Below are 12064 nucleotides of genomic sequence, written 5' to 3'. Positions count from 1 at the left end.
TTGCGAACAGGAACGATTATCAAGTAAGGTTTTCAAATATTTTTGAATGAACACACACAACAGGGGAGTGCGAAGCCATTTGTTCGCCTGCTCAAGTAAGCGCTCGCGTATTGATTAAAAAATCCCTTAACGCCTTGTTATTCAAGGTGTTGACGGTTGATTCAATACGCGTGGAATCAACCCGTTTTTTCCCCTGTAACAGGTGTTCGAATTTTTTTGAAAACCCACGACTGAAGCACGCTCAGGAGAGTCCCGATGACTGTTCGTCACAGCACCAACGCCACGCTTCCCATCAGCTACCTGTTCGTTCCCGGCAACCGTCCGGAGCGTTTCTCCAAAGCGGTCGAAGCCGGGCCGGACGCGATCATTCTTGACCTCGAAGATGCCGTTCATCCGAACAGCAAAGCCGTGGCCCGGGCATCGATCTGGGCCTGGCAGCAGAGCACGCCCGAAACCGCCTGCCAGCGTTACATCCGGCTGAACAGCGTCGGCAGCTCGCTGTTTCGCCAGGACATGACGTGGCTGGGCGACATGCGCTACCCCGAGCGCTGCGCGGGGATTTTCCTGCCCAAGGCCGAATGCCCGGAGAGCCTGTCGCGCTTGGTCGAGCGCCTGCTGGAATGGAACCCCGAGCTGCAAATCGTCGCCATCATCGAGACCGCCAAGGGCCTGCATCAGGTCGAGGCGATTGCCGCGATTCCCGGGTTGGCGCGGCTGGCATTCGGTTCGCTGGATTTCTCTCTGGACATCGATTGCAGCCAGATTCCCGAGGCGTTTCTGTTCGCCCGCAATCGCATCGTGCTGGCTTCGCGGGTGGCCGGTTTGCCGGCGCCGATCGATGGCGTGACCCCGGCCATCAGCGACATGGCGGTGGTCGAGCGCGACTCGCGTTATGCCCGGTCGCTGGGGTTCGGCGCCAAGCTGTGTATCCATCCTTCGCAAATCGCCACGGTGCAGAAAGCCTTCCTGCCCAACGCCCGCCAACTGGCGTGGGCGGACCGGGTCCTCAACGCGGTGGCGGGGGGCAGTCACGCGGTGCAAGTCGACGGCGAAATGGTCGATCTGCCGCTCATCGAGCAGGCCCAGCGCCTGCGGGACATGGCCAGCCAGTACGCGCTGATCGCCAACGCGGATGCCTGTTGAAACCGGGGGTGAATCATGGGACATGGTTACCAGATTGCCCTGCGTGCGCTGTGCGATGTGCGGCAATCCGAGCAGGTCGATCCGCTCAACGTGCAGCGCCTGCGTGAGGCGATCATCCGGGCCGGGCACTGGCTCGAGCCGATCATCGTCGAGCGCTCCCGAGGCATCGTGATGGACGGCAATCACCGGTTCAACGCGGCGCGGGCACTGGGGTTGAAACGCGTGCCGTGCATCCAGCTCGACTACGCCGACCCACGTGTCTGTGTGCGCCACTGGCAAACCGGGCAAGCGTTCGAAGTGGCGCAGATTTTCACCACCATCGAGCGCGGCGAGCTGTTCCCGTACAAGACCACCCGGCACGCGTTCGACCCCGCGCTGCCGGTGGTCTCCATCCCGTTGCAATGCCTGTATGACTGACCCGCGTCGGAGGGTGGGTTTCGCAAACTCATCCTCCGGCGTTTTCCCCTCCGGGCGATCCGCTCAAAAAAATATCCGATCCTGCTGATACTTTTTCGATTGTCGACTGGCAAATAGGAGTCATTACCATTTTCAGCCACTCGAGAAGGACCCAAACGTCATGTCTGTTGCAAGCCGACCCTGCAGTGAACGCGCACTCACACTGGCCATTCGCACCGCGATGCTGAGTTCCATTCTGGCCGCAGGAAGCGCCACTGCCTGGGCAGCAGACCCCAAGCAACCCGAGCAACAGGACGCCGTCGCCACCGAAGGGCTGACGCTGGACACCACCAACGTCAACGCCCGTTACAACGGCGCGACCGCATTGCCGGAAGTCCTCGCCGGGGGCCAGGTCGCCCGTGGTGCGCGGCTCGGGATGATGGGCAACAAGGACGTGATGGACACGCCTTTCAGCGTGACCAGCTACACCGCCAAGACCCTCGCGGATCTGCAAACCGTCACCGTGGCCGATGCGCTGGAACGCGACCCATCGGTGCGCTCCACCGGGCAGACCGGCGGGATCGTCGATTCGTTTTTCATCCGTGGATTTGCGATAGGCGAGGGCAACCTTGGCGAGCTGGCCTATGACGGTGTGTACGGCGTCGCGCCCAACTATCGGGTGTTCACCGAATACGCCGAACGCGTCGAAGTGCTCAAAGGGCCGGGCGCGCTGATGTACGGGATTTCGCCCAACAGCGGCGTCGGCGGTGTGATCAACATCGTGCCCAAGCGCCCGCTGGCTGAAGACCTGACCCGCTTCACCGGCAGTTACGCTTCGGACTCGCAAGTGGGCGGCCATCTGGACATCAGTCGGCGTTTCGGTGACGAAAACCAGTTTGGCGTGCGTTTCAACGGCAGCCTTCAGGGCGGCGACACTGCGGTGGATGATCAGCAAAGGGATCTCAACATCGGCGCCATCGCCCTCGACTACCAGGGCGAGCGCTTGCGCCTGAACCTGGATTTCATCAGCCAGAAAGAGAGCTTCGATGCGGCCTCGCGCCCGTTCACCATCGCGCCGGGCGTCGAGGTTCCATCGGCGCCAAATGGCCGCACCAACCTGCCGCAGGACTGGGGCTGGTCGGACACCAAGGAGCAATCGGCCTTGCTCGGCGGCGAGTATGACCTCAACGATAACCTGACGGTGTTCGCCCACGCCGGTGGCGGTCGCTCGGACGTCAAGCGCATGTCCGACCAGGTGCCGCGAATCCTCAACGACGCCGGTGATACCAGCAACATTCCCGGCTACTACAAATTCAACGTTGACCGTTCAACGGCGGACGTGGGGATGCGAGCGCTGTTCGCCACAGGCCCGGTCACCCACACCACCACGGTCATGGCGACCCGTTACCAGGACGAGTTGTCCCGAGGCATCAACAACGGCACGGAAATTCGCTCGAACATCTACCATCCGGTGGACGTACCCAAGCAGTACATCAACTCGCCGAAAGTGCTGCGCATTTCCGAATCGGAACTGTCCGGCATCGCGTTGACCGACACCCTGGGCTTTCTCGATGACCGGATTCAGTTGACCCTCGGCGTGCGCCGTCAGGACATCGAGTCGCGTAACTACAACGCCTCGGGTGCGGTCAGCTCGCGTTACGACGACAACGCGACGACGCCGCTGGCGGGCGTGGTGGTCAAACCGTGGGACGACGTTTCGCTTTACTACAACTACGTCGAAGGCTTGAGCAAGGGCGACATCGCCCCCGGCACGGCGGCGAACTCCGGCGAAACCTTCGCACCCTACAAGTCCAAGCAGCACGAAATCGGCGTGAAGTACGAACACGGTACGTTCATGACCACTCTGGCGCTGTTCCAGATCGAGAAACCGAGCGGCGAAATCGGCGCCGGCAACGTGTTCTCGGTGCAAGCCGAACAACGCAACCGTGGCGTCGAATTGAGCATGTTCGGTGAAGTGGCGCCGGGCACCCGCCTGATGGGCGGCGTGACCGTGCTCGATGGCGAACTGACGGATTCGGCCACCGCCGCCAACCGTGGCAACAAACCGGTGGGCGTGCCGGATGTCCAGGCCAACCTCTGGGCCGAGTGGGATACACCGTGGGTCGAAGGTTTCACCCTGACCGGCGGCGCGATCTACACCGACAGCCAATACGTCAATCAGGCCAACACCCAGGAGCTGCCTTCCTGGACTCGCGTCGACGCCGGCGCTCGCTACGCCACCAAGATCGAAGGGCGGCCGACGACATTCCGCGCCACGGTGCAGAACGTGTTTGATCGTGAGTACTGGTCGGGTGTGGCGTCCTACGGCGCGTTCTCCCCGGGCTATCCACGCACGTTGCAGTTGTCGGCGACTGTCGACTTCTGATCGGGGGGCGCACTTGATGGCAGGACAGTCGAGTGCGCCTTCTTCTATATAGCTACGCACAGCGGTTGATCACAGAGCCTTCAAGGAAAAGGAGTATTCGAATGTTAACCAGCCCGGCATCGACTTCCTCTGGTACGCCATTGCCGATCCCGAAAGGCCAGCGGGCCTTCGATTTCGAGCGCAGCACCAATGAGCATATCCGTGAGCTGCTGCATTATTACGGGCTGCGCACCAGCCTGATCCGAATCAAGGTGATCGATGCCTTGCTGGTTGCCGCACGGGAAGGGCGCGCCGTTGGCGGACGCGGGGTGCATGGGTATCTGCAGGCGTTTGTCAGCGGCATCCAGTTCATTAGCGTCAGGGAAGTGCTCAAGCGTTTGTGCGAGGAGGGCGTCATCGTGTTTCAGCCGGACAAAAGCTACCGGTTTACCGGTGAGGCCTACGCGATGCTGGAGCAGCATGCTGATCGCTGACTGATCGCGTTTGCCGGTCTGACCAAAACCACCTGTTCGCAGGTGGTTTTTTCGTTGGGGCCGTCAATCCTGATACGCTGAAAGCGTTCGATCAGCGGACAGTCAAACCTTCGTCCAATTGCCCGATCCGGCACGCCGGCGTACTGTGACCGGTGATGGCGTAAACCGTGACCATCACCATAACGACAAGATCGAGTGCCTTGCCCATGGACAGCCGCCTGCTGAGCGACCGCAGCAGCGTGTTTCGCCACGCTGACCCGTATGCCGTCTCCGACTATGTGAACCAGCACGTCGGCCAGCATTTCATCGGCCTGTCCAAAACCACCCACCCGCAAGCCAGTCTCAACCATCGCAAACTCGCTGATCTGGATCTGTGCCGCATCAGCTATGGCGGCAGCGTTCGCGTGACGTCGCTGGCGCTGGAAACCGTGTATCACCTGCAAGTCCTGCTGCAAGGCAACTGCCTGTGGCGCGGGCACAAGCGCGAGCATTATCTGGTGCCGGGCGAATTGCTGTTGATCAACCCGGACGATCCGGTCGACCTGACCTATTCCGACGATTGCGAGAAATTCATCCTCAAGGTGCCGGTCAGCGTGCTGGAGTCGGTATGCGACGAACAGCGCTGGCTGCATCCTGCCGGCGGCATCCGGTTTCTGCGCAATCATTACCGGCTCGACGAGCTGGAGGGGTTTACCAACCTGCTGGGCATGATCTGCCAGGAAGCCGAAGCCAGCGACCCGTTGCTGCGGGTGCAGGAACATTACGCGCAGATCGTCGGCAGCAAACTGATCTCGTTGATGAACACCAACGTCAGCCGTGAATGCCTGAGTTCGCCGAGCGTCAGTTTCGAGCGGATCCTCGACTATATAGAGCGCAACCTGAAGCTGGATCTGCCCGCCGAGCACCTGGCGGCCCAAGCGAACATGAGCCCGCGTTCACTGTACGCGCTGTTCGAACGCCAACTCGGCGTGACCCCGATGCAGTACATCCGCCAGCGCAAGCTGGAACGCATTCATGCCTGTCTCAACGATCCGAGCTGCCCGGTGCGCAACCTCACCGAACTGGCGCTGGACTACGGCTTCCTGCACCTCGGGCGTTTCTCTGAAAGCTATCGCCAGCTGTTCGGCGAATTGCCGTCCGTGACCTTCAAACGCCGTCACTGAATTCCCGCCCCGAAACAATCTGAAGCACCTGCCGCGCCGTCCTGCACAAAACGGATAGCGCTCTGCAGGATTCGGATATTGCCGCCCGCGTTGCCTCCCTAATCTGACCTGGCCTGAACAATAACAATGGAGGCCCCGGCCATGTCCCTGGGAATCGACTACCTCAATGCCATGCTTGAAGAGGACCCCGAGAAGGGGGCCTACCGCTGCAAGCGGGAGATGTTCACCGATCCGCGGCTGTTCGAACTGGAGATGGCGCACATCTTCGAAGGCAACTGGATCTACCTCGCCCACGAAAGCCAGATCCCCAACGCCAACGACTTTCTGACCCTCACCATGGGTCGCCAACCCGTGTTCATCGCCCGCAACAAGGCCGGTGAACTCAATGCCTTTCTCAATGCGTGCAGCCATCGCGGCGCCATGTTGTGCCGGCACAAGTCCGGCAACCGTTCCAGCTACACCTGCCCGTTTCACGGCTGGACGTTCAACAACAGCGGAAAACTGCTCAAGGTCAAAGACCCAAGCGAAGCCGGCTACCCCGAAGGCTTCAACTGCGAAGGCTCTCACGACCTGACCAAAGTCGCGCGTTTCGAGTCCTATCGCGGCTTTCTGTTCGGCAGCCTGAATGCCGATGTGAAGTCGCTTGCCGAGCACTTGGGCGAGTCAGCCAAGATCATCGACATGATCGTCGATCAGTCCCCCGAAGGCCTGGAAGTGCTGCGCGGTTCCAGCTCCTACATCTATGAAGGCAACTGGAAACTCACCGCCGAAAATGGCGCCGACGGCTATCACGTCAGCTCCGTGCACTGGAACTACGCCGCCACCCAGAACCAGCGTCAGCAGCGCGACGCCGGCGAAGAAATCAAGACCATGAGCGCCGGCAGCTGGGCGAAGAAGGGCGGCGGTTTCTACTCGTTCGACCACGGCCACTTGCTTCTCTGGACCCGCTGGGCCAACCCCGAGGACCGTCCAGCCTACGAGCGTCGTGATGAACTGGCCCGGGACTTCGGCCAGGCCCGCGCCGACTGGATGATCGAGAATTCGCGCAACCTGTGCCTGTACCCCAACGTCTACCTGATGGATCAGTTCAGCTCGCAGATCCGCATCGCCCGGCCGATCTCCGTCGACAAGACCGAGATCACCATCTATTGCATCGCCCCCAAAGGTGAAAGCGCGGAGGCCCGGGCCAAACGCATCCGCCAATACGAAGACTTCTTCAATGTCAGCGGCATGGCCACTCCGGATGACCTCGAAGAATTCCGCTCGTGCCAGACCGGCTACGGCGCCGGGCGAGGCTGGAATGACATGTCCCGTGGCGCGACCCATTGGGTCGAAGGCGCGGACGCGGCGGCCGAGGAAATCGACCTCAAACCTTTGTTGTCCGGCATGCGCACCGAGGACGAAGGCCTGTTCGTGCTGCAACACAAGTACTGGCAGGAAACCATGCTCAAGGCGGCTTCCACCGATAAAAACCTGATCCCCGTGGAGGCTGTGTGATGAGCAACCTCTACGACACCGTGCGCGATTTCCTCTACCGCGAAGCGCGCTACCTCGACGACGGCCAGTGGGATCAGTGGCTGGAACTCTACGCCGCCGACGCCAGTTTCTGGATGCCGGCCTGGGACGACCACGACACCCTGACCGAAGACCCGCAAAGCGAAATCTCGCTGATCTGGTACGGCAACCGTGGCGGCCTCGAAGACCGGGTGTTCCGGATCAAGACCGAGCGCTCCAGCGCAACCATCCCCGACACCCGCACCTCGCACAACCTCAGCAACATCGAGATCGTCGAGCAGGGCGAAGGGCAATGCCTGGTGCGCTTCAACTGGCACACCCTGAGCTTTCGCTATCAGGTCACCGACAGTTATTTCGGCACCAGCTTCTACACGCTCGACCTGCGCGGCGACCAGCCGTTGATCAAGGCCAAGAAAGTCGTGTTGAAGAACGATTACGTCCGTCAGGTCATCGACATCTACCACATCTGATCGAGACGGCGGCGAGCCGGGCTCGACGCTGTGAGCGAGGTGCACCATGAGTTTCCAGATCGCACTGAATTTCGAAGACGGGGTTACCCGTTTCATCGAGGCCTCGGGCCACGAAACCGTTGCCGACGCGGCCTACCGCCAAGGCATCAACATCCCGCTGGACTGCCGCGACGGCGCTTGCGGCACCTGCAAATGTCTCGCCGAGGCCGGGCGTTACGCCATGGGCGACAATTTCATCGAAGACGCCCTGAGTGAAGACGAACTGGCCCAGGGTTACGTTCTGACCTGCCAGATGCGTGCCGAAAGCGATTGCGTGGTGCGGGTGCCGGTCGGCTCGCAGGTGTGCAAGACCGAACAGGCAAGTTATCAGGCGTCGATCAGCGATGTCCGTCAGCTTTCCGAAAGCACCATCGCGCTGTCGCTCAAGGGTGAATCCCTGAGCAAACTGGCGTTCCTGCCGGGGCAATACGTCAATCTGCAAGTGCCCGGCAGCGAGCAATCCCGCGCCTATTCCTTCAGCTCGCTGCAGAAGAACGGCGAGGTCAGTTTCCTGATCCGCAATGTTCCCGGCGGCTTGATGAGCAGCTTCCTCATCGGGCTGGCCAAGGCTGGCGACAGTCTGAATCTGGCCGGGCCGCTGGGCAGTTTTTACCTGCGCGAGATCAAGCGTCCGCTGCTTTTGTTAGCAGGCGGCACCGGGCTGGCGCCGTTCACCGCGATGCTGGAGAAGATCGCCGAGCAGGGCAGCGAACATCCGGTTCACCTGATCTACGGCGTGACCAACGATTTCGATCTGGTGGAACTCGACCGCCTCGAAGCCTTCGCCGCGCGCATCCCGAATTTCAGCTTCGGCGCCTGCGTGGCCAATCCGCAGAGCCAGCACCCGCTCAAGGGCTACGTCACCCAGCACATCGAGCCGTGCCACCTCAATGAAGGCGATGTCGACGTGTACCTGTGCGGCCCGCCGCCGATGGTCGAGGCGGTCAGTCAGTACATCCGCGAGCAGGGCATCACGCCGGCGAACTTCTACTACGAGAAATTCGCGGCGGCCTGAGTCTTCTTTCTGAATTGCGAGGTTGTCATGAACAACAGATTCGCCAACAAGGTCGCGCTGGTCACCGGCGCGGCGCAAGGCATCGGTCGCCGGGTGTGCGAGCGCTTGCTGGAGGAGGGCGCGCAAGTCATTGCCGTCGACCGCTCCGAACTGGTTCACGAACTGCAAGGCGAAGGCGTGCTGTCGCTGACCGCCGACCTTGAGCAATACGCCGATTGCGCCCGGGTGATGAGCGCCGCCGTCGATACGTTCGGGCGCCTGGATGTGCTGGTCAACAACGTCGGCGGCACCATTTGGGCCAAGCCGTTCGAGCACTACGAAGTCGAGCAGATCGAGGCCGAAGTGCGCCGTTCGTTGTTTCCGACGCTGTGGTGCTGCCACGCCGCCTTGCCGTACATGCTCAAGCAGGGGCGCGGCGCGATCGTCAATGTGTCGTCGATTGCTACCCGCAGCCTGAACCGCGTTCCGTATGGCGCGGCCAAAGGTGGGATCAATGCACTGACTGCCTGCCTGGCCTTTGAAAACGCCGAGCGCGGGATCCGGGTCAACGCCACCGCGCCCGGCGGCACCGAAGCGCCGCCCCGGCGCATCCCGCGCAACGCCGCCGATCAGTCCGCGCAGGAGCAGGCCTGGTATCAGGAAATCGTCGCGCAAACCCTCGATAGCAGCCTGATGAAGCGCTACGGAACCATTGACGAACAGGTCGGCGCGATCCTGTTTCTCGCCTCGGACGACGCCTCCTACATCACTGGTGTAACCCTGCCGGTCGGTGGCGGGGACCTCGGTTGATCACGCTTGAATGGACACTGAAATGAACCGGATCCTGATTGAAAACCTGTCGGCGATCATCGTCGACCTGCCGACCATCCGCCCGCACAAACTGGCGATGCACACGATGCAGAACCAGACGCTGGTGATCCTGCGCCTGCGTTGCAGCGACGGTATCGAAGGCATTGGCGAAGCCACCACCATCGGCGGCCTGGCCTACGGCTATGAAAGCCCGGAAAGCATCAAGGCCAACATCGACGCGCACCTGGCGCCGGCGCTGATCGGCCTGGACGCGGGCAACATCAACGCCGCGATGCACAAGCTCGACAAGATCGCCAAGGGCAACACCTTCGCCAAGTCTGGCATCGAGAGCGCATTGCTCGACGCCCAAGGCAAACGCCTCGGCCTGCCCGTGAGCGAACTGCTCGGCGGCCGGGTCCGCGACAGCCTCGAAGTGGCCTGGACCCTGGCCAGCGGCGACACCGCCCGCGATATCGCCGAGGCCGAGCAAATGCTGGAGGCGCGGCGGCACCGGATCTTCAAATTGAAGATCGGCGCCAACCCGCTGGAGCAGGATCTGAAACACGTGGTGGCGATCAAAAAAGCCCTGGGCGAGCGCGCCAGTGTGCGGGTCGACGTCAACCAGTACTGGGACGAATCCCAGGCGATTCGCGGCTGTCAGGTGCTCGGCGACAACGGCATCGACCTGATCGAACAGCCGATCTCGCGGGTCAATCGTTCCGGGCAGGTTCGCCTGAACCAGCGCAGCCCGGCGCCGATCATGGCCGACGAATCCATTGAAAGCGTCGAGGACGCGTTCAGCCTCGCCGCCGACGGCGCCGCCAGCGTCTTCGCCCTGAAGATCGCCAAGAACGGCGGCCCGCGCGCCGTGTTGCGCACCGCGCAAATTGCCGAAGCCGCCGGCATCGCTTTGTACGGCGGCACCATGCTCGAAGGCTCCGTCGGCACCCTGGCCTCGGCCCATGCGTTCCTCACGCTCAGGCAATTGACCTGGGACACCGAGCTGTTCGGTCCGCTGTTGCTGACCGAAGACATCGTCACCGAGCGCCCGCAGTACCGCGACTTTCACCTGCACATTCCACGCACCCCGGGCCTGGGCCTGACGCTGGATGAAGAGCGTCTGGCGCGTTTTCGCCGGCACTGATTCCCCAAGGAGAACGCCATGCTGTTCCACGTAAAAATGACCGTGAAATTGCCCGCCGACATGGACCCGGCCGTTGCCACAAGGCTCAAGGCCGACGAAAAGGAACTCGCCCAGTGCCTGCAACGCGAAGGCCAGTGGCGCCACCTCTGGCGCATCGCCGGGCACTACGCCAATTACAGCGTGTTCGACGTGCCCAGCGTCGAAGCGCTGCACGACACCCTGATGTTGCTGCCGCTGTTTCCCTACATGGAAATCGAGATCGACGGCCTCTGCCGCCACCCCTCGTCGATCCACACCGACGACCGCTGAGCCCGGACTCGACCCCACAACAAGATGAGGTGAACACCATGACCGTGAAGATTGCCCACACTGCCGAACTGCAAAAGTTCTTCGAAGAAGCCGCCGGTTTTGCCAACGATGGCGGCAGCTCGCGTCTGAAAACCATCGTCCTGCGAGTGTTGCAGGACACCGCCCGGATCATCGAAGACCTTGAGATCAGCGAAGACGAATTCTGGAAAGCCGTCGATTACCTCAACCGCCTGGGCGGCCGCTCTGAAGCCGGGCTGCTGGTGGCCGGCCTCGGCCTCGAACATTTTCTCGACCTGCTGCAGGATGCCAAGGATGCGCAGATCGGCTTGACCGGCGGCACGCCGCGCACCATCGAGGGCCCGTTGTACGTGGCCGGCGCGCCGTTGTACGAAGGTGAATGCCGGATGGACGACGGCAGCGAGGAGGGCGTCGCCACCGTGATGTTCCTCGAAGGCCAGGTGTTCGATCCGCAGGGCCAGCCGCTGGCCGGCGCCACGGTCGACCTGTGGCACGCCAACACCAAGGGCACGTACTCGTTCTTCGACCAGAGCCAGTCCGAATACAACCTGCGCCGGCGGATCATCACCGACGCCGAAGGCCGCTACCGCGCCCGCAGCATCGTGCCCTCCGGTTATGGTTGCGACCCGCAAGGCCCGACCCAGGAATGCCTCGACCTGCTCGGCCGCCACGGCCAGCGCCCGGCTCATATTCATTTCTTTATTTCCGCACCGGGGCATCGGCACCTGACGACGCAGATCAATCTGTCGGGGGACAAGTACCTGTGGGATGACTTTGCGTATGCGACCCGTGAGGGGTTGGTCGGGGAGGTCGAGTTTCTGGAGGATGCAGCGGGACGTCGTGCTGAATTGACGTTCGACTTCCAGTTGCAGCAGGCGCCGGACGCGGCGGCGCAGCAGCGCAGTCAACGGCCACGGGCGTTGCAGGAAGTCTGACTTTGGAGCTCTGATCGGATTGGCGGAACTGCGCAAGAAGTTGCGCAGTAGTCCGTCATAAAACCACGGTAAGAATCGCTGGAGGCCTTGCCGATCAAGGCCTCCAGCCAAGTGCGCAAGAAGTTGCACAGCACTGCGCAACTTCTTGCGCACTTTTTCGCTGTTTCCTACAGCCAAAAACGAATAAATCCCACGTGGACTTGGTAAACCCTTGATGGGTAATGGCTATGTGATAGCTGGCACGACTTTTGATAACTCCTTGGCCACCT

12 protein-coding genes are annotated in these 12064 nt (G+C 61.7%); all 12 read left to right on the top strand.

The features are described 5' to 3' along the window. Positions 1-255: 255 nt before the first annotated feature. A complete protein-coding gene (locus tag K5E37_RS07180) occupies positions 256-1143 on the top strand; it encodes a CoA ester lyase (RefSeq protein ID WP_221533462.1) in 888 nt (295 codons plus the stop codon). Between the two features lie 15 nt (positions 1144-1158). Continuing rightward, positions 1159-1560 carry a ParB N-terminal domain-containing protein gene (locus K5E37_RS07175; RefSeq protein WP_221533461.1) on the top strand — a complete coding sequence of 134 codons (402 nt, stop codon included), beginning with the start codon at positions 1159-1161 and terminating at the stop codon, positions 1558-1560. Between the two features lie 160 nt (positions 1561-1720). Beyond that, positions 1721-3925, top strand: a complete 2205-nt coding sequence (locus K5E37_RS07170; protein ID WP_085604784.1) for a TonB-dependent siderophore receptor — start codon at positions 1721-1723, stop codon at positions 3923-3925. A gap of 101 nt (positions 3926-4026) precedes the next feature. Further along, positions 4027-4398 (top strand): fe2+ zn2+ uptake regulation protein, encoded by a 372-nt coding sequence (locus tag K5E37_RS07165; RefSeq protein WP_127797827.1) that lies wholly within the window; start codon positions 4027-4029, stop codon positions 4396-4398. 206 nt (positions 4399-4604) lie between these two features. After that, positions 4605-5561, top strand: coding sequence for an AraC family transcriptional regulator (locus K5E37_RS07160; RefSeq protein WP_221533460.1), 957 nt, complete (start codon positions 4605-4607; stop codon positions 5559-5561). Positions 5562-5702: 141 nt separating this feature from the next. Beyond that, positions 5703-7058 carry a benzoate 1,2-dioxygenase large subunit gene (gene benA / locus K5E37_RS07155; RefSeq protein ID WP_127797829.1) on the top strand — a complete coding sequence of 452 codons (1356 nt, stop codon included), beginning with the start codon at positions 5703-5705 and terminating at the stop codon, positions 7056-7058. Beyond that, on the top strand, positions 7058-7546 hold the full coding sequence (benB, locus tag K5E37_RS07150) for a benzoate 1,2-dioxygenase small subunit (RefSeq protein WP_221533459.1): 489 nt from the start codon (positions 7058-7060) through the stop codon (positions 7544-7546). The genes benA and benB overlap by 1 nt, the downstream gene beginning before the upstream one ends. A 46-nt stretch (positions 7547-7592) precedes the next feature. Beyond that, positions 7593-8600, top strand: a complete 1008-nt coding sequence (gene benC, locus K5E37_RS07145; RefSeq protein WP_221533458.1) for a benzoate 1,2-dioxygenase electron transfer component BenC — start codon at positions 7593-7595, stop codon at positions 8598-8600. Positions 8601-8627: 27 nt separating this feature from the next. Next, complete coding sequence (locus tag K5E37_RS07140; RefSeq protein WP_221533457.1) at positions 8628-9389, top strand: 1,6-dihydroxycyclohexa-2,4-diene-1-carboxylate dehydrogenase; 762 nt, start codon at positions 8628-8630, stop codon at positions 9387-9389. 22 nt (positions 9390-9411) lie between these two features. After that, positions 9412-10533: a muconate cycloisomerase family protein gene (locus K5E37_RS07135; RefSeq protein WP_221533456.1), complete on the top strand. Its 1122-nt coding sequence runs from the start codon at positions 9412-9414 to the stop codon at positions 10531-10533. Positions 10534-10551: 18 nt separating this feature from the next. Further along, positions 10552-10842 carry a muconolactone Delta-isomerase gene (gene catC / locus K5E37_RS07130; protein WP_221533455.1) on the top strand — a complete coding sequence of 97 codons (291 nt, stop codon included), beginning with the start codon at positions 10552-10554 and terminating at the stop codon, positions 10840-10842. A gap of 38 nt (positions 10843-10880) precedes the next feature. Beyond that, complete coding sequence (gene catA / locus K5E37_RS07125; protein ID WP_221533454.1) at positions 10881-11795, top strand: catechol 1,2-dioxygenase; 915 nt, start codon at positions 10881-10883, stop codon at positions 11793-11795. The last annotated feature ends 269 nt before the right edge of the window (positions 11796-12064 follow it).

This window comes from Pseudomonas sp. RIT778, from assembly GCF_019718735.1.
Lineage (GTDB): Bacteria > Pseudomonadota > Gammaproteobacteria > Pseudomonadales > Pseudomonadaceae > Aquipseudomonas > Aquipseudomonas aphyarum.
This window is presented reverse-complemented; position numbering and strand designations above follow the sequence as displayed.